At 34.4% G+C, this 19454-nt stretch carries 17 protein-coding genes; 5 read left to right on the top strand and 12 right to left on the bottom strand.

Annotated elements, in window-relative coordinates; genetic code table 11:
- The first annotated feature begins 107 nt into the window (after positions 1–107).
- A complete protein-coding gene (locus tag Q0L29_RS04615; protein WP_296619469.1) occupies positions 108–488 on the top strand; it encodes a hypothetical protein in 381 nt (126 codons plus the stop codon).
- A gap of 142 nt (positions 489–630) precedes the next feature.
- Here the strand turns inward: Q0L29_RS04615 and Q0L29_RS04610 are convergent, their stop codons facing one another.
- The 8 genes from Q0L29_RS04610 to Q0L29_RS04575 all read right to left on the bottom strand — a co-directional run bounded on the left by Q0L29_RS04610 (position 631) and on the right by Q0L29_RS04575 (position 10681).
- Positions 631–846, bottom strand: a complete 216-nt coding sequence (locus Q0L29_RS04610) for a hypothetical protein (RefSeq protein ID WP_296619468.1) — start codon at positions 844–846, stop codon at positions 631–633.
- A gap of 168 nt (positions 847–1014) precedes the next feature.
- Complete coding sequence (locus Q0L29_RS04605; protein WP_296619467.1) at positions 1015–1749, bottom strand: head GIN domain-containing protein; 735 nt, start codon at positions 1747–1749, stop codon at positions 1015–1017.
- Between the two features lie 172 nt (positions 1750–1921).
- Positions 1922–3274 (bottom strand): M28 family peptidase, encoded by a 1353-nt coding sequence (locus tag Q0L29_RS04600; RefSeq protein WP_296619466.1) that lies wholly within the window; start codon positions 3272–3274, stop codon positions 1922–1924.
- 524 nt (positions 3275–3798) lie between these two features.
- Positions 3799–4491: a DUF2490 domain-containing protein gene (locus Q0L29_RS04595; protein ID WP_296619465.1), complete on the bottom strand. Its 693-nt coding sequence runs from the start codon at positions 4489–4491 to the stop codon at positions 3799–3801.
- Positions 4472–5104, bottom strand: coding sequence for a hypothetical protein (locus Q0L29_RS04590; protein WP_296619464.1), 633 nt, complete (start codon positions 5102–5104; stop codon positions 4472–4474). The genes Q0L29_RS04595 and Q0L29_RS04590 overlap by 20 nt, the downstream gene beginning before the upstream one ends.
- A 3-nt stretch (positions 5105–5107) precedes the next feature.
- Positions 5108–6331 carry a TlpA disulfide reductase family protein gene (locus Q0L29_RS04585; protein WP_296619463.1) on the bottom strand — a complete coding sequence of 408 codons (1224 nt, stop codon included), beginning with the start codon at positions 6329–6331 and terminating at the stop codon, positions 5108–5110.
- A gap of 191 nt (positions 6332–6522) precedes the next feature.
- On the bottom strand, positions 6523–8217 hold the full coding sequence (locus Q0L29_RS04580) for an ATP-binding protein (RefSeq protein WP_296619462.1): 1695 nt from the start codon (positions 8215–8217) through the stop codon (positions 6523–6525).
- 214 nt (positions 8218–8431) lie between these two features.
- Positions 8432–10681, bottom strand: coding sequence for a WG repeat-containing protein (locus tag Q0L29_RS04575; protein ID WP_296619461.1), 2250 nt, complete (start codon positions 10679–10681; stop codon positions 8432–8434).
- A gap of 148 nt (positions 10682–10829) precedes the next feature.
- Between Q0L29_RS04575 and Q0L29_RS04570 the strand changes: the two genes are divergently transcribed.
- Positions 10830–11165, top strand: a complete 336-nt coding sequence (locus tag Q0L29_RS04570; protein WP_296619460.1) for an MGMT family protein — start codon at positions 10830–10832, stop codon at positions 11163–11165.
- A 121-nt stretch (positions 11166–11286) separates the two neighbouring features.
- Here Q0L29_RS04570 and Q0L29_RS04565 read toward each other — a convergent pair whose 3' ends face one another.
- From Q0L29_RS04565 to Q0L29_RS04555, 3 genes are read right to left on the bottom strand one after another with little or no spacing between them, the layout of a single operon-like run.
- The gene (locus Q0L29_RS04565; protein ID WP_296619459.1) at positions 11287–11697 is read right to left on the bottom strand and encodes a type II toxin-antitoxin system VapC family toxin; all 411 of its coding nucleotides are present in this window, start codon (positions 11695–11697) and stop codon (positions 11287–11289) included.
- Complete coding sequence (locus Q0L29_RS04560; protein ID WP_296619458.1) at positions 11678–11923, bottom strand: ribbon-helix-helix protein, CopG family; 246 nt, start codon at positions 11921–11923, stop codon at positions 11678–11680. Before Q0L29_RS04560 ends, Q0L29_RS04565 begins: the two co-directional genes overlap by 20 nt.
- Before the next feature lie 36 nt (positions 11924–11959).
- The gene (locus tag Q0L29_RS04555) at positions 11960–13417 is read right to left on the bottom strand and encodes a sodium:solute symporter (RefSeq protein ID WP_296619457.1); all 1458 of its coding nucleotides are present in this window, start codon (positions 13415–13417) and stop codon (positions 11960–11962) included.
- Positions 13418–13598: 181 nt separating this feature from the next.
- On the opposite strand from Q0L29_RS04555, the gene Q0L29_RS04550 reads away from it, so the two are divergent.
- The 3 genes from Q0L29_RS04550 (at position 13599) to Q0L29_RS04540 (ending at position 15745) form a co-directional block, all read left to right on the top strand.
- Positions 13599–13895 (top strand): ATP-dependent Clp protease adaptor ClpS, encoded by a 297-nt coding sequence (locus Q0L29_RS04550; protein ID WP_296619456.1) that lies wholly within the window; start codon positions 13599–13601, stop codon positions 13893–13895.
- A 1-nt stretch (position 13896) separates the two neighbouring features.
- Complete coding sequence (gene recR / locus Q0L29_RS04545) at positions 13897–14505, top strand: recombination mediator RecR (protein WP_296619455.1); 609 nt, start codon at positions 13897–13899, stop codon at positions 14503–14505.
- A 484-nt stretch (positions 14506–14989) separates the two neighbouring features.
- Positions 14990–15745 (top strand): hypothetical protein, encoded by a 756-nt coding sequence (locus Q0L29_RS04540; RefSeq protein WP_296619454.1) that lies wholly within the window; start codon positions 14990–14992, stop codon positions 15743–15745.
- 112 nt (positions 15746–15857) lie between these two features.
- Here the strand turns inward: Q0L29_RS04540 and Q0L29_RS04535 are convergent, their stop codons facing one another.
- Positions 15858–18962 carry a sialidase family protein gene (locus Q0L29_RS04535; protein ID WP_296619453.1) on the bottom strand — a complete coding sequence of 1035 codons (3105 nt, stop codon included), beginning with the start codon at positions 18960–18962 and terminating at the stop codon, positions 15858–15860.
- Positions 18963–19454 lie beyond the last annotated feature (492 nt).

Here is a 19454-nt window from a genome sequence, read left to right as displayed (position 1 = left end):
TTTCGAATGCCATAACTTCTTTTTTAATGCAAATACTGACGGTAATTTTAAGTTTTCCAAAATTAACCGTAGATTTAAACGTTTATTAAACGTTTAAATCTACGGTTATGAAGGCATGTCCAAATTGTGGAGAAGAGGTGATAGGCAGGGAAGGCAAGAAGTTTTGTAGTGCTTATTGTAAATCTAATTTCCACTATCAAAGAAATAAGGAAAATGAATCGAGCTTATTCAAGAAGATCGATAAACAGCTTAAGCTGAATAGAAGAATATTAAAAAATTACAACCGTGCTGGAAAAGCTATGGTCAGGACAGAGGGGTTAGCTAATCATGGCTTCAGTCCTAACTATTTTACGCATTACTGGAAGAACGGAAAAGGAAACGTCTATCTTTTTTGTTATGAATATGGTTTTCTTTCATTTACCGATGCTAAAGGAATAAAGAAATATACCCTTATCAAATGGCAGGAACATATGGAATTTGCAAATTGATTTTTATTGGTTGCATTTTAATGATTTGGTTGAAGCGGACGCTTCGACCGTAGCTGTAAATGCAGTATTTCAAAACCCAAAAACAAAAAAAGCCTGACTAATAAAAGTCAGGCTTCTCAAATCTCTGATATGTCATAATTATTTACTCTTCATCTTCTTCATCTTTCAATAAAGTATAGGCTACAATACCGCCAACTAAAGCTACTCCACCTACAAATAATCCGATGTTGAAATTTCTTTGAATTTTCTCTGCTCTTGATAAATAGCTAGAACCAATACCTCTTTTAGCAATAAAGCTTTCTAAATCGTTTACTTTATTTTCTAATTCTTTTAGTGTTTTCTCTTTTATCGTTGACATTTTGTTGATTTTTAAATTATAAAAAAAAACTTAATAACAAGTCATTCTACTTAAGTATACCGAATTTGTACGCTTATTGTTGCATTTTACTTTGTTTAAAAGGAATAAAACTAGGTTTATCCATTCAAACCCCTTAATGTGCTTCAATTAAAAAGCAGATGAGAAAAATTAATTCTTCCTCTCTACATTCCCTGATCCATATTCCTTTTTGATAATTTCTTTAGTAGCACCTCTTACTAACATATTTCCACTTCCGTAAATTTTCGCGTCTAGCTTATCGGAAACATTAATTTTTATCGATCCTAAACCATACAAGCTGGCATTCGCATTTTGCGCTTCAAATTCGAAGGCTTCTATACTGCCTGCACCACTGTTTTCCAGTACCAAATTATCGGTATAACCTTTAATAGTTAGATTCCCGGGCCCGGCTAATTTAGCATCTATGTTTTTGGTTTTTACATCTACTTCCATGCTTCCAGTTCCTGCAACAAGTAGATCAAGATTATCTGCTGCAATGGAATTCTCTGTAATAAGCCTACCATTTCCATTCACAGATAATTTTTGAACATCCTTAATAGAAACATACACTTTAAGTGTTGGCAAAAGCTTAATATTATCTATTTTTTGCCAAATACTCTTACTAGTTTTAGAATCGTCTTTTTTAATATTTATATGTAGTACGCCTTCTTCAACTATGAATTCAGATAATTCATAAATTTCTTTTTCAGCCTCAACTCTAATTTCTTCTTTGTTGGATTGTTTTACATATACAGTATAAGCTGAGTTATTACTGATACTATGGAAATCAACTATATTGACATTATAGTTATTTACCTGTGCTGAAATTGAGGGTGAAATAAATAACAATAGTACTCCCAGAATAAAAATTGGCTTTTTCATCATCTAAATTTTTTGGTGATGACTATCAAACGAACTAACATGGAAAATGTTAACTAATGTAAGTAATTAAGATAGATTCAATAAATTTGTCGATTAGCATTTAGTTTTTAGGTTTAAACAAAAAGAAGGCTTGCTAATCCAGCAAACCTCCTTCTCATTTAATGATTTCGTAATTTTATCTGATCACTCTTTCTGGAAAAACTACTACTGACTCATTTCCATTTTTATCAACTGCAGCCACACCGAAATAATAATTGTCTATTACAATTCCTTCTAAAGTATGTTCATTTACTTTTCCAACATAACGGAAATTATCCCAAGTAGGGGAGGTAGTCAATCTCCAGTAAATCTTATAACCAACTATATTGTTATCATCTGATTTATCCCAGGCTAATTTGGCTGATGGCTCTACCACTCCACCTATCCCTACATTTTGTGGTGCAGGTGGTGCCCAGGCCAATCCAGCTAGAGAAATAGCATTTACAGCAGTGAGTTTTTTAGCATATCCAAAGTTCACGCCTTCCACTACATCTCCATATTCTATACCATCTTCCACTCGAATATCCTGATGTTGTCTATTATAGTTTTCATGGGCTTCCATAATTCGTATACCAGCAAAGCCCAAATCATTAAAAGGTCTGTGATGACCACCTCTTCCAAATCTATCCAATCTGTAAATCATCATTGGATTCATTTCAGGCATATAAGTTTGGGTTTGCTTGTGCACATAACGAGCCAATTGTCTGGAAATTCCATCCACTTCACCTCCATAATATCTGCGCATAGTGCGTTCTCTTTCTGTTTCAGTTGGAGGAACAGGCTCAGAGAATATTCTGAAGGTGCGGTTGTCAATTACGCCATCCACTCCTTCAATATTTCCAATCATATCATTATTAAGAATACCTATAATATTCCATTCCTTTTCCTTCGCATATTTGGCAAGTCCAGCTCCACCAAACAATCCTTGTTCTTCTCCAGAAAGCCCAACATAAACAATGCTGTTTTTGAATTTGTATTTTGAAAGCACTCTAGCAGCTTCAATGGTACCTGCCATTCCAGAAGCATTGTCATTAGCTCCGGGCGCATCAGTTTCATAATCCATAGTATTACTAGCACGAGAATCTATATCTCCTGACATTAATACATGGTTGTTAGGATAATCAGTACCTTTTTGAATAGCAATTACATTCACTACCCAAGCATCTTTTGGCACTCTGCTGTTGCCTTCTTTTGTCACAAAATCTTTTTGATAAAATACTTCCAGGCAACCGCCACATTCTTCAGAAATTTTATCAAATTCTGCTTTTATCCATCTTCTGGCGGCACCAATTCCACGTGTATTCGAAACCGTATCCGAGAATGTATTTCTGGTTCCAAATCCTGCTAAAGTTCTGATATCACTTTCAATTCTGTCTTCGGAAACGGCTTCCACTATATCGTAGTGGCGAGTATCTACCTCTTGAGGTACTTGGCTAAAACCTAAAAAGGCAATAGTACTTAATGCAAATGTGAGTATATATTTTGTCATAGTATTATTTATTTTCCTTGAATATATGAATACCAAAATCAAAAAGTAAGGAAATTGTTAGGGAATGAGCTTCATCTTTGATGAATGGAAGGAAAGTTGGAAGATTGAAGCAGAAAGTTTAGGTCAGAACCGAAGGTCTGTACACGGCTAAGAAAAGGAATATGTGGAAATAAAGTTGGGTAATCTATGAAATTGCACTTTCAAAAATCCATCATTCTTCACCCCACATCCAACAAAAAGAACCTCAGAGCATCAAAGAAATTGCGTGAACCCCGATTATTACAGGATTTGGGCTGCTTACCTGATCAGCCTTCCACTGTTATCCTGAATACCGTAAAACGGTAAACGAGGCACCGACCGAAGTCGGCATGAGGCCTGGCTTTACAAGCTTGCTTCACCCGGTATTGTCATACTTGTTAGGTTCACCAAAATTTGTTTAACACCCTGAGGATACTGCAAAATTACAGCTTTCAAGGTTCAAACAAGAAGACATTCCGGAAAGTTTTCCACAGCAGAAATTTAATTCAAAAACTAAAGTAATAAACGCTTTCAAACTGAATATTATGGTCACGCTCATTACTTATCAAATCGCTGTTTCGGTTCACCATTGAGAATTGGATTTTTTGCCCACTTTTGATAAGTCTTCCTATTCCCAATGAAAATCTGTTTTCAAGTTCATCACCAACTCTATTAAAGGCGTAAACCAGCTCATTTCCTGCAATCAGATAAAATTCTTTCGGGTCTAGATTTTCACCCTGCAATGGAAAATCATTACTAATGGCATATCTTAACCTGGTTAAATAGTCAAAAGAACGGAATCTTTGCTCTATCCTAAATTTATTTCCTAGTCTATAGCCTCCAAAATTTGTAATAAAGGCAAATTGTTGCGTAATTCTGTGCTCCCAACCACTTTGTGGTTCAAATGGATCCACTGTTCTGTACATATAGCCTAAACTCAGTTTTTTACCACCAAAAAGGGTATAGGTTCCAAAACTTCTAATTTCCCATCGATCGGTTTTGAAATTTTTTTCTCCTTCTCCGTAGTTAGTGAATCGTTGTCTTCCCGTAAGTGAAATATTATAACTCCACCTGCTATCGATTTTTTTTGTTAGAGATATTCCGGGCTCCCAACGGATAGAAGGACTTTTTTGAGCTTGTCCTACAAATTGAATGAAAAAGAAACAGAGAATAAGACTTTTAATAAAGTACGTTGTCATCAGTCCTTTTAATGATTTTCTTGATTTGTTCTTTTTTACCCTCAGCATCGAAAAGAAATTCGAAAAAGCCTCTTTCGTTATCCTGATTTAGTACTTCAGCTTCAATTTCATATTTGATAATAAGATCATCCAGATCCATCTCTAAAAATTCAGCTACATATTCTTCATCATCATCTATTTCCAATTCCCCATCTTCGTATTCCTCTTCTCTATTATATTGGATTTGAATTCTAATTAGCTGATGTTTTTTATAATTAGATTGAAAATATTGCTGGATATTTTTCTGAATATCTTTTGGGAGCTCATCTAATTCTTTTAAGATTTCGATATCCAAAAGGCTGCCGTCTTTATAAAACTTGACACTTATTTTTTCATCCTTATAGATTGTTTTGACTTCAAAAAAATAATTATCCTCTTCATGATCCTTAAAATATCGTGTTCTTTTTCCTTTTTTGAGAATAGGTTTAATTAATTCCAATGCTACTTCAGGGAATTCTTCTTGCTTGATTTTTTCCTCTTTTTCATATTTCACATCTATTTCTTGGGCATAAGAAAGCTTGGGAAAAGCAATGAAAGCCACGATAATCAGTGGATATTTGAAAAAAGAACTCATATTTTATTCATTTAGTAGACTGTCCATTTTTGTGTTGAAATCCTGGACAAATTCATCATAATATTTCCCCGTCCCGGGGCCATTAAAACCAGTGTGGATACTAACTAGTTCACCATTCTTGTCAATTATAATCATAGTAGGGAATGAAATAACACGATTTAGCATTGGAAGTGTTTTAGAAGCTTCTTCCTTATCATTAGTGCCAGCAATCAGGAAGTCATATTTCACATCATACTTCTTAATCATTTTCTCCACCCTGCTTTTTGCATACTCAAAATCATCTTTTGCTTCATAGGCCAACCCTATAATTTCAACTTCTCTATCTTTATTCTCATCATACCATTGGGTAAGAAACTTGGTTTCATCCATACAATTAGGACACCAAGTACCAAATAATTGAACGATGACTACTTTGCCTTTGTATTTCTCATCGTTTAAGCTCACTTTTTTTCCTTCCAAATCTGGAAAGCTGAACGCAATATTGTCATATCCTTTTTTCAGAAAGGTTAAGGAATCAGGATGAGGTAGATCTGCCTCTTCATTTCTGAAAGCAGTCCAACTTTCATACCAATCTTTTCCTGAGTAAAAATCACCTTTTAAAGTATCACCACTTTGCAATTCGGCTTCAAAAAGATAGGCATGATTCCCGTCAAAAGTGCTTAATTTCATTTGATTTCCTTCTGCAATACCAACTAAATAGCGGTAATCTCCTAATGGTGTTAAGAATGTTCCTTTAATATCCTTTCCATTTTGCTCAATTATCCCAACAGCTTCAGTGGTGTCTTGCTCTTTAGGCTCAATGAAGGTTACTTCCCATTTTCCTGAAAAGTCAGCAGGTTGTTCATTTTCTGAATTTTTTATAAATCTGTTTTCACCTTTGTGAAATGTGATGGGAAGGACATAGTCTTCTTCATAATGTTTAGTATAAGTGCCTGCTAATACATTATTACCTATTTTCACATCTATAGTAATATCAAAAATATGTAAAGGAATATGAAGAGAATCATTTCTTTTTTTGATTTCATCAAGAATAATTTGTTCCTCTCCATTAATAATTCCAGCCTTAATGCTACCGTCTTTTTCTTCTTGGATTTGCATTTCAAAAGGCATGGTTTTACCCTGCATACTGATTTCTCCAATCCATTTTCCGGAGAGGTCAATCTTTTCTTTTTCAGGTGAGCATGCAAAAAATATAATTAGGACGCCAAGTAGATATAAATTCTTCATAGTGATTTATATGGATTCTAAAATTTAATTATAAATAAGTTATCAATTGATCATTAACAGATTCTCTAGAAATTGCTAATTGGCTTTATTTAACATTTAAAGAGTAATGCTGTTTTTAGATTTAGAAATCTAAAGTATAATACTTTAGAGAAATATAGAGGATAATTAGGATGTTTTTTTGTTTAGGAGAGTTAAGCCTTAGCTTTTAAAGCTACTTTAAATTCAGCTCCTTTTCCTTTTTCACTTTCCACCCAGATTCTTCCACCCATTTTATCGACCATGGTTTTTACAATGTAAAGTCCTAAGCCAGTAGATTCATCTGTACCGATTGGTTTGGCTGATAATTGCTGATATTTCTTAAATAAACGGCTTTTGTCATCATCTGTGAGACCAGGTCCTTGGTCTTTTACAGAAAAAATGATTTCACTTCCTTCTTGATAGATGGTGTAAGTTATTTGGGTTTCATTAGGAGAGAACTTGATGGCATTTGAAACCAAATTGTCAACAATTCTTCTAAGGTAAGTTCTGTCAACTTCGAGTTTTAGATTTTTATCAAGCACTTGCGTTATAAAAATAATATTCTTTTTGGCTGATAAAAGTTCATATGGCATTAAGCTGTTATCTATGAATGCTTGAATATCTATAACCTCTGGCTTAAATTTCTTATCGTCCAATACCATATTGCCAGTGTCCAGAAATCCTTTTACGATTTGCAACCCATCGGCAACTACTTGCTTAATAAGATTAATTCTTTCTACTTGTTGATCACTCAAGTTTTCTTCATTATCGGATAAAAGGAGCTGAACAATAGTATAAACTTTGGCAAATGGAGTCCTTAGATCATGAGTAACCTTTCCTAAGATATCGTTATCATCATATTGCTGAATAATACGTGATTCCTCAGCTTCCAAATCGGTAATACTTTTACTACTCGATTTGCTCTGAAATTCGGTAAGGTTGGCATTAATCTCATTATAGGCCACATTAAGTTTTCTGAAAAGAGAATTTAGTCTTTCATTGGCAAAATAAAGCTCGCTTACATTATCAAAAACCCATAATTCGCCTTCTTTTCCAGCGATATAAGCATTTTTACGAATAACTTTTAGGACTGTATTTTCAAATTTCCAAATCCAATCTTCACCAAAACTAGAAGGTAGCGTGTTTAAGCTAATCATATTGCTGCCTACTAATTCTACCTCTTCTTTATTGGTTACTTTTAGCTTAAGTTCGGCTAATTTTTTATTGAAAAGTTCTGAAGAAATCGATTTTTCATTTTTCCCTAATCCAAATATTTCAAGAGCCTCATTATTCAACCAAGTATCACCATTTTTATTTTCTGTAAAAACAATGGCTTGAGGAAGCCTATCTAATATAGTCTCTAACCGCTGAGATTTTGATTTTTCCTTCCTTTCATTATTGATCAATAAGATTAACTCTTTTAACCTTTCAGAAATAACATGAAAGAATTTTTTGTCTTGAGATGTTAAATCAAATTTATGTTGTGAAGAGAAACCGATATAAATTTTTTTGTCATTTATATCGATTGGAAAAATCAAATGGTGTTTAAATAATAAAAATGGCTTATTGATTTCAACTGTAAAGAATGGATGTTGACTTTTCTCTTTCAATTCATGATTGAAAGGGATACTTTCTTTAATAAGAGGATTATCTAAATCCCATTTAAGGCAATTGTCTTTTTTATTTTCTTCTACCACCCAGTGTTCATCAGCTCCAAATTCCTGGTTGATGAAATTCAGCATATTGCTCAATGCTTTTGCAGGAACTCCATTTGCTTCAACAAATGAGCTTTCCTTCATTATTTTAAAAAGAAGTTCTCCTGGAAGTTCAGAAGCAATTTCAGCAGTATGTCCTAATTTGTAAGCCATAAAAAGTACTCAGGATATTAAATTATTTCAATTCATCCCTAAAAACAACTTAAATATACGCTAAAAATCACATCTTATCGAAAAAATAGAAATGAATATTTCTATTGATGGTATAAAAATTTGGTGAAAGCCAGTCAGTTTTATATTCAATCAGCTAAAGTGTAATAAAAAGAAGGAATAATGGGAAGAGACTAAATAAAATTCGACAAATGGATTAAGGATAATCTCCGCTTAAAATATCGGTTAAGAAAACCTGTTTCTTTTTAGCTTTTTTCTTGGCTAAGAAAACGTTCAATTTTTCATCAAAATAAATTTCATCGTATTGATTGTCAATAAGGGAAGTTCCTTTTTCGGATAGGATTCTGGTTGTTTCATATTTTTCTACTTTGAAGAAATCATTTCCCACCACAATATTATCGAAATTCGGGTAGCTAATGACGTTACCGTTCAAATTGGCAATCCCCCATTTTGATCCTTTACGTAATAAATAAAATCCTTTCTCTTTTATGATTTCATCATATTCGGCTTCGATAATAAAATTACCATTTACATCAACTAATCCATATTTATTATTGAAAAGAACAAATGCGGTATTATTTTCAAAATCAGATACTTTAGAATAATAGGGTTGAATAACTAAATCTTCGCTTCGGTTTATAAATCCCCATGAATTTCTGATTTTAATTGCTGACCTATCATCATGAAATGAGCGAACGGCATCATATCGATTAGCAATTCTTAAAATACCATCATGATTAATAAAACCCCAGTGGCCATTTTTTTGAATGGCTATGTATTCATCATTGGAAAAAATGATAGTATCATAACTATTTATTCTAAAAAGTTGGTCGCCATGTTTATTTAATGAAATATGTTGATCGCCATTTCGAAATAAGATTGCTGAGTTTCCATGTCCGCTATATTTGCCTTTCATAAAATCAGTTAGCGCATTTCCGTTGATATCAACTAATCTAAATTTATCATTTAAATCTTGCTCCACTACAAAACTGCCATAGAAATCATAATACAATCGCGCTTCCGATTTTTGGTTTCCATCAGCTATAAATTCTCGCAGATATTTATCTACCATTTTATAGTGGGAGTTGTCTATAGGTTTTATTTCTCTGTATTGAGGTGGGATTATCCAATTATTTTCTTGGTCAATTACGCCATATTGATCTTTGAAGTTTACTATATAATGAGCTCCGTTTCTCTGAATTTTGCCGTAAAGAGGAGGGATGATTTCTTCTAAATTCTTATTAAAAACACCCCAATTTGATTTTATTTTTAATGCAATTGAAGCATCTGAAAATTTATATGAATCAGCTGCTAAGGATTCACCCTTTGTGTTGATGATGATGTATTCATAACCCTGATAGGTCTTCTTTTTTGCTACAAAGAAATCCTCATTCCAAATAACTTCGCCATTAAATTTCTCACTGATTATTTTATTGCTGTCTCTGGCTATATATGTCTGGGTTGCCTTATTTAGAATGAAATTATCTCCAAAAACACCTATTATATCAGCCTGGAATACTTGCCTGTTCTCTTGTTTAATAGTATTATGAATTTGCGCAAATGAAGAAGTGTTTTTTACTAATAAGCTATCATTAAGATAAAAAATGGAGTCGGCTTCTTGCATACCAATCTCTCTTCCCTTTTTATTTATGATGGTCCATTTATCAAGCGGTGTGACAAAGATGTGCTTACCATTATTCCATTCGATCTTTTTATATTCGATTGGCAATAAAATTTTGCCGTCTTGCCGGATGAGTCCTTGCTTACCATTTCTAAAAATTATAGCCACACCATCTCTGAAAGTTGAGACACTGTCCATATTTTTTAATAATACTTCAGGTTTTGAAGCTAGTTTTATGAGTTCTTTTTCCCCATTATTTTTTGTGAGGGTAAAATTATTATATCCTAAATAAGCTATGTGGAAATACTCAAATGGAACTTCTGTTTTGCCAGAGGAATTAATTATTCCGAAGTAGATGTCTTTTTCTTTTTTTGTTGCAGTGATGAGGTGATTGCCGGCAGGATATATATTTCGGTAGCTTGGCTTTATTTTCGGCTTTCCATTAGCTTTGATGAGTCCATAAAACAAAACTTTAGAATATTTACTTTTCTGTGAAACTATGAATAAGTCATCATCATAAGGAATTAAGCAATTATATCTTGCTTTTGAAATTGTTTCAAAGTCCCTGGACATTAAACCCCATAAGTCATTTTCTTTGTAACCAATAAATTCACTAATATTTCTGCTTTTGCCGTCAGACCAGCCAAAAGCCTCGTATTTGGCATTAAGCAATATATTTCCACTTTCATTTTTAATACCTTTTTTGCCATTTTCTAAGAAAACTTCTAAAGTACTATCATGAGGAATGTCAGCATAAGCCTGCGCCTGACTGGCATAGGCAAATAAAGACCATGGTATTAAGAAAATATAAATTAATTTAGCCATATAAAACGGTTCATGACCGACTTATTATTTGAGGATACACAACGGAATTTTAAAAGGCTCTGTATCTCCCCCAAAAGGGAGGATAGGAGCCAAAATTGAATCAGCTGAAATGTCAAAAATAGAAAAGTAAAAGCAGTCTGCATAGTTTATGAAGGAAAAGAATGATTTTTTCGATCAGGTATACCAAGTTGTCCGATTAATCCCAAAAGGAAGAGTGACATCTTATGGTGCCATTGCTAAATACTTGGGAGCGGCAAAAAGTTCCAGAGTTGTAGGGTATGCCATGAATGCATCACATGTTATGGAGGGTATCCCGGCACATAGAGTGGTGAATAGAAATGGATTGTTAACAGGTAAAATGCACTTTGAAACGTCTGATGCGATGCAAAATGCACTGGAAGCTGAAGGGATTAAAGTAAAAGAAAATCAAATTCAGAATTTCGAGAAAGTATTTTGGAATCCTATGGAAGAATTGGAGATTTAATGGATTGCTAGTCAAGATTTGAAATCTTGACTACATATGGTAGGATTTGTAATCCGTTTGTAGGAGCAGATTTTAAATCAGTGGATAATTAATTCGGAATTACAAATTCCTAATAGCTAGCTCACTGAAAAATATTTTCCAGATATTTATTTCGAATATCTCTATAAATATAAAAATCCGAATCTATACTGGCTATTTGATGAATTCCTTTTACTTCTGAGACAACAATCAAGCTTGCATCTGCCAAATCCATCGGCACATCATCATATTTTTTGGTTAATTCCGAAAGGCGACTGATATGATCGTGCTCCATTTCATAAATTTTCAAGCCACCTCTTTCTATCCATTCTAAAAAGTTAGCCTGTGCTTTTGTGCTAAAGCTCAGCATATGGGAAGTTTCAGTAATCACAGGCCATGTTGTAATCAACCCTCTTTCGAGTGTTTTAAGAAATGAGATAGCTTTTAAATGGTATTGGTCGCTTCTGTCAAAAAGCGCAATTAAAGGTCCTGCATCAATGAGAATGTTTTTCATCTAGCATCTTTTTTAAGCGTTTTTTATAGGTAGTAGATCGGTCGGTTTCATTGCTTGAAGCTGCTCCAAATAAATCTTGGCCAGATTCAAAAGCAGAAACTTCCGACTTTTTTGTAAGATATTGCGCAAGTGCCTCTTTAACAACCTGAGATTTTGAAAGCCCATTTTGCTCACAGTATTCTGTCAGTTTCTTTTCTTCCGATGATGTTAGTCTTGTAGTAAGCATCTTTTTATCCTTAAGTATTACAAATGTAATACAAAATTATTGGTGAACAAGTTCAAAGTTATTTTTTTTTATTAAAAACAACCCAAAGAAAGTAAGTAATCCATTGACTACCAGTATTTCAAAGCCAAACTTATAACCGTAAAACCAAGCTTCGGAATTTTCATTGATGATATAAGAAAGGATAGGAGCAAGCACAGCTATTAGCGGAACCCATTTATCTTTTAATTGATATTTTGTGATCAATCCGAAAGTAAATAACCCCAAAATTGGTCCATAGGTATAGCCCGCAGCTTTAAAGACTGCAGTAATTACGCTTTGGTCATTAATAGCTTTAAATGCTATGATGACTAAAAATAAAATGACAGAAAAAGCCAAGTGAACTTTAATCCTGATTTTCTTTGAAATCGGTTTGTCATCCTGTCCTAAGCCTAAGAAATCCACACAAAATGAGGTGGTTAAGGCTGTAAGGGCTGAATCAGCACTAGAATAGGCAGCGGCAATTATTCCTAAAAGGAAAACAACTCCTGCAATCAAAGGAAAATGCTCCAGTGCAAGTAATGGGTATAAATCATCAGTTCTGGCAGGAATGGCAATATTCATTTCACCAGCGTAAATGTAAAGTAAGGCTCCCATGCTTAGGAACATGAAATTCACAATCACCAATACAATGCAAAACCAAAACATATTCTTTTGCGCATCTTTCAAAGATCGACAAGTCAGGTTCTTTTGCATCATGTCCTGGTCTAAACCTGTCATCACTATGGCTATAAAGGCCCCGCTGATAAATTGTTTAAAGAAATTTTGACCGCTTTGCCAGTCCCAAACAAATATTTCTGAATAGCCTGAAGCAGAAACTTTCTCAGTTAATTGTGACCATGACATATCTAAAGCATCTTTCATTAAATAAATACTGATAGCAACAGCCGAAATCATGAAAAGTGTTTGCAGGGTGTCCGTCCAAACAATGGTTTTAATACCGCCCCTGAAAGTATATAACCAAATTAAGGCAATAGTAATGGCTACGGTAACTGAAAATGGCCATCCGTAAGCATCAAAAATAGCTAACTGTAAAACTCCAGCCACTAAAAACAATCTAAATGAAGAGCCTACTATTCTGGATAGTAAAAAGAAAAACGCCCCGCTTTTATAGGAATATTTGCCAAACCTCTGTTCCAAATAAGTATAAATACTAATCAGGTTCAGGCGATAATAAAGTGGAAGTAGAACGGTAGCGATTACTAAATAGCCAACCAAATATCCTAATACGACCTGAAAATAAGCGAAAGCAGTATTACCCACTTCACCAGGTACACTGATGAAAGTTACGCCAGAAAGCGAAGCTCCGATCATTCCAAATGCCACCAGATACCAAGGGGATTGTCTATTGGCAGTGAAAAAAGTTAGATTATCGTTTTCGCGGGAAGTAAGCCATGAAATCCCCATTAAAACCAGAAAATAAATGGATATGACTGAAATGACCAGTATTGGATTCATAAAGGAATATTATGGTAGTTAAGCTCGAAATTACAATTATTGCCGATTTAAACTGATTTCTCAAATAGATTTATGGTCGGCTTTTCTTAAATTAATCCGAAGTTGGTTAATTTTTCGTAAATTTGCATGTGAATTATGCTTAATTGTAACATTAGGCTTTTTTTAAAGTTATTGAATCGTGATGAGTGATTTTAAAATATTTTATCAGTTAGAAGAAGACAAAAGAGAAGAGGTTTTAGAAACCACTTCTGATGAGGATATCAATGATTTGATAGTTTACAATGATGATGTGAATACATTTGACCACGTAATCAATACATTGGTAAAAGTTTGTAAGCATACTCCTGAACAAGCCGAGCAATGCACCCTTTTGGTGCATTATAAAGGTAAATGTGCAGTTAAGAAAGGCTCTTTTGTTGATTTAATTCCTTACAGACAAGCCATAGTAGATGAAGGAATTAATGCGGAGATAGAATAATATGGAGTTTTCCTCTAAGTTAATCGAATCTGCAGTTAATGAATTTTCCAAGCTTCCCGGCATTGGTAAAAAGACTGCTTTAAGATTAGTACTACATTTATTAAAACAAGACGAAAATTTTACTACTGATATCGCGCAATCTCTAATAGATATGCGTCAGAATATCAAATATTGTAAAAAGTGCCACAATATTTCTGATGAGGAGGTTTGTAATATCTGTAAAAGCCATAAAAGAGATAATTCTATTATCTGCCTTGTAGAAGACACTAGAGATGTATTAGCAATCGAAAATACTTCTCAATATAATGGCTTATATCATGTTTTAGGAGGAATTATTTCTCCTATAGAAGGAATTGGGCCTGAGGATTTGACCATCGACAGTTTGATGGAAAGAGTTTCCTCCGCAGAATCAGAAGTAAAAGAAATTATTTTCGGACTTTCCCCTACTATGGAAGGTGATACAACTGCTTTCTATATCAGTAAAAAAGTAAAGCAGTTAGGAATTAAAACCAGTACCATAGCCAGAGGAATCCCAATTGGTGGTGAATTGGAGTATGCAGATGAAATTACTTTAGGCAGAAGTATAGTAAGCAGAACGGCTTACGAATAGGTAAAAAACCTCAGCCTTAATTCTGAAGGAAATGTTGAAAAATAACTGCTATACTTTAACCACAAAAATTAATTCAGCTAAGCTGAAATGTCTTAACCTCAAAGTTGCACTAAGTCTTTCACAAAGGATACAAAGGGAAAGTCAAAGGCAGTAAAAAGAATCTATTTATTTTGGACTGTATTTTACCTGCGTGGTTTTGAAGTTTTCGCTAAATAAAAGTTAAGGATAAGGTTATTTTTAATCTCTTTTAACTTTCTAAACTTTAATTAAATAACAAACAAGAAATTAAAATCTCTTTACTGTAAATATAGCGGAAGGCTGCAAATCTCCTCCGTAGAACTTGGTGAAATTCTCTGTGACACTCAGTGGTTAAAGTAGAAGTAGCCTTTGGCTACCCTTTGTTTTCTTTTTTCTTTGTGGTAATGATTTATTGGTTTTGGCACAATACTTGGTTAATCCTTCATAACACCAAACAATTAAAGTTATGAAGAAGCACATTTTACTTCCGTTCGTTTTAGGTTTAGGGTTATTGTTTTTCTCTAATTCTGCAAAATCTCAAAATTTTCAAATTGTGGCTTCTTTTGGTACAGCGCACAACTGGGCAGTTCCAAATGCGGTACTTTATGAAATTGACTATTACTATCCTTATCATCAGATTGTTCATATCAATCGTGAGCGTAGAGGAAGAAATATTTTCTATAATGTTTTGCTAGAAGACAGAGGTCAGTTTGTGGAGGTCTTCTTCGGAAGGCATGCTATGATTTTGGATGTTAACTATTTTCATAGCTATCCATTAGCGCAACATATTTGTAATGGTCATTGTGGCTATCATGGTAATTTTTATAGAAGTCATCAAGTAGTTTGTAACCATAGAGGTCATGGAAATGGTCACCATAATGGTCATAATCACATTGCTTATAGAAGTGGTGGAAATCATAATACTTATGCAGCGAAAAGTAGTGCTGCTAATAGGAGTGTGAGACCAAATTATGCTTATAATAATTCGAGACAAGAAGTGAATAAAAATTCTTCTAGAAGAAATTCTGGGAATAGAAATCAAGTAAGCAGAAATTCTAACGCAAGAGTTAATAATTCAAGAGTCGATAATTCAGGCTCAGCCAGAAATGGTACTAGCTCCAGATTTGATGATAAAGCGAAAAAGTCTAATTCTTCGGTAAGAAGCAGTGAAAATAGAAGTTCTAGAAGTAGATCTTCATCTAATTCAAGATCGAGGAATTAGTAAGGTTAAGCTCTGTTGTTATTTAATGCAATAAAATTAACTCAGATATAAATTAAAAGAGCAGATGGATTTGTTTCCATCTGCTCTTTTTTTTAGCTCAGTTTGAAAAGGATCAATCTAATTTGACGGCCTTTACTTGGTTGGCTTGAACGAGCTCATTAAAAGCGGTTACTTTTTCATCCAAAATAGTATTTAAAGCATCTAAATGCTTATCTATTCTGGCTGTAACCTCTTTACTAAATTCTATAGCAGATTCAGTAGGCTTATAATCGCCCATTCCCACTAAACTATTCAAATGACCTAATTTATTGTTTAATCTTATAGGATAGTTCAATGGATCCTGGCGGCTTCTATTTTTAGTTTGATAAAGCGATTCTTCAATTTCCTTCATTTCTTCCAAAATGCTTTTCCCCATATTTTTTATGGTGTCAGCTTCTGCTTTTTTAATTACATCTTCAATCTGAACTCTAGCTTTTCGGATATCCTGAATAGCTAAGTTTGTTTCAGAAAGTTTTGATATCACTCGGTTTTGGAAATCAAATTGAGCTTTCAGATCTTCTAGTGAAGAGCTTGACCTGGGATCTTTTATAATTTCAAATTCCTGTGTTTGTGTCTCTCCATTTACTGAAAGTTCTACATCATATGCCCCGGGAAGGGCAGTTGGTCCGCTAGTAGAAGACCACCATAAAATCATACCTTCAAATCCTTCTGCATCAGGATATCGCATATTCCATATCATTTGATTGCTGCCGGGTTCAATGGTCAATTTTTCTTCTTTTGCCTTTTTATCAGGATGAGTGCTGTAAGTAGCAATTACTTTTCCTCCTTTTTCTTTATAGTGGATCTTTACTGTATCTGCAGAAGTAGTATCCTTCAAATGAAAATAAGTAATTACACCTGACTGCATATTTTCTCCAGTAGTTTTTGATTCATAACTTCTTCCGCCAATTCTATATGTTTTTTTAGGCTGGAAAAGATGAAAATCATTTTGTGTTACTTTATCGCTTAATTGGTGCAATACAGTTAAATCATCAATCAGCCAAAAGCCTCTTCCCTGAGTAGCAGCTATCAGGTGATTATCTTTTATAGTTAAATCTGTGATTGGAACTATCGGTAAGTTTAACTGGAAATTTTTCCAGCTTGCCCCATCATCAAAAGAGATATACATTTCGGTTTCGGTTCCGGCATATAGCAATCCTTCTTTCTCTGGATCTGCGCGAACAACTCTTGTGAAATGGTCATTTTGAATTCCATTTATAATTTTTGTCCAGCTTTTCCCGTAGTCCTTGGTTTTGTATAAATAAGGTTGGTAATCTCCATTTTTATAAGAAGTTGCCGCTATATAAGCCCCTCCTTTTGTAAATGGATCTGCCTCAATGCTATTGATCATAATCCATTTAGGCATATTTTCGGGAGTTACATTCTCCCAGTTTTCACCACCGTCTTTACTCACATGCACTAAGCCATCATCCGAACCTGTCCATAATAAACCTTCTTCATAAGGAGATTCTATTGCTGCGAATATAGTACAGTAATATTCTACACTTGTGTTATCCTTTGTAATTGGACCACCGGAAGGACCTAATTTACTTGGATCATTACGAGTTAAATCCGGGCTGATGGTTTCCCATTTATGACCTTCATTGGTAGTAACATGTAAATGATTGGAAGCCGTATATAATTTATTCGGATCATGAGGAGAAGTAAATATTGGGAAATTCCACTGAAAACGGTATTTCATTTCTTCTGCTCCGTGCCCCATTGGGTTGTCCGGCCATACGTTAATGGCTCTAATTTCCTCAGAATTATGATTGTAACGAGTTAAAAAGCCATCATAACTTCCACCATAAACCACGTCATTATTTTCATTATCAATTGCTAAATGTGCACTTTCACCACCTGCTGTTGATTCCCAATCTTGTTCTCCGATAACCGAACCAGTTGTTCGGTGGGCAATACGTACGGTTGAATTATCTTGCTGGGCGCCATAAATTCTAAATGGAAAATGGTTATCAGTAGTAACTCTATAAAATTGAGCAGTATTTTGATTCATATAAGTGCTCCAGTTTTCACCTCCATCAAAACTTACCTGTGCACCGCCATCATCAGCCATGATCATTCTTTGATTATCATTTGGATCTATCCACATATCATGGTGATCGCCATGTGGTGCTCTGCTAGAAGTAAAAGTTTTTCCACCGTCTTTAGATTGATGATAATCTACATTCACCACATACACCATATCCTCATCCTGAGTATCAGCATAAATTCTGGTATAATACCAGGCTCTTTGTCTCAACGCTCTATCATCATTGGTTTTTTGCCAAGTCTTCCCACCGTCATCGGAACGGAAAACTCCTCCATTTTCATTTTCAATAATAGTCCACACTCGATTGGAATTTTGGGGAGAAACCGTGATTCCTGAAATTCCCCATACGCCTTTTGGTAAACCTTTATTTTCAGAGAGCTTCTCCCAGCTTTCTCCGCTATCAGTTGACTTCCATATATCAGAGCCCGGTCCGCCACTAGAAAAATTAGAGGGAGATCTTCTTACATTCCAGGTAGAAGCATACATGATTCTAGGATTATTAGGATCCAAAATCAGATCTACAGCGCCTGCTCTATTATTGGCGAATAGTTTTCTTTCCCATGTTTTCCCTCCATCAATGGATTTATAGACACCTCTTTCTTCCGAATCTTTAAAAATATCACCCATTACAGCAGCATATACAATATCAGGATTTTGTGGATGTATTCTGACTCTGCTGATGTGACGGCTGTTATCCAATCCGATATGCTCCCAATTTTTTCCGGCATCTACAGATTTATACATTCCATAGCCATATGACATATTTCCGCGCAAAGTTTTTTCTCCTCCGCCTACATAAATAACGTTCGGGTCACTCTCTGCAACAGCTACTGCTCCAATTGAGCCTCCAAAATGGCCATCTGAAATACTCTCCCATGTGCTACCACCATCCTTGGTGCGCCAGACGCCACCACCGGTAGCCCCCATATAAAATAAATTGGGTTGGCCGATTACGCCCGTTACTGCAGCTGATCTTCCACCTCGAAATGGTCCTATGCTTCGCCATTCCAGTGCATCGTAAAGTTTTTCATCATATGATTTCGTCTTGTCGGCTTTTCTTCTTTGAGCATCCAGGTTGTAGGGTAGGACCAGAAGAAAAGCTAAAATAATATAGTATAGTCTTTTCATAATTATTTGATTTTAAGATGGAATATAATAGGGCTTTCACATAAATCCGATTGATATTTTATGAATGGTTCTTATCCATAAAATCCCAGTAAAAAACTTATAGCTAAGAATTGATTCTTTCTGGAAGATATTCGGTTTGCCGGTGTAGCCAAGTCTTTGTAAAATCCAGTTATAATAAATTTGAATTTAATGTTAAATGTTAGGTATGGTTACCTTTTGTATACCATATTATTTCTGAAAATAAATTTAATTATGACTAATTGCCTTCGTAATTATTTATTACCTGGGTTTAGTCTTAACTATTTTCAAATGGTATAATAATTTTTCTACACTGTTAGTTTGTACTTTAACTATAAACCTGAGTTCGATTCTAATTTAGGATTCAGAACGCCTGTAAATAGTGAGTTTCAACTAAAAATTCTGAAGCAATAGCGGGCTATTGTAAGGAATTTTTAGGAAGAAAATCGCTGTTTAGAGGTGGGATAGGAAAAG

Origin of the sequence: Marivirga sp., assembly GCF_024636815.1 — a bacterium.
Classification (GTDB): domain Bacteria; phylum Bacteroidota; class Bacteroidia; order Cytophagales; family Cyclobacteriaceae; genus Marivirga.
This window is presented reverse-complemented; position numbering and strand designations above follow the sequence as displayed.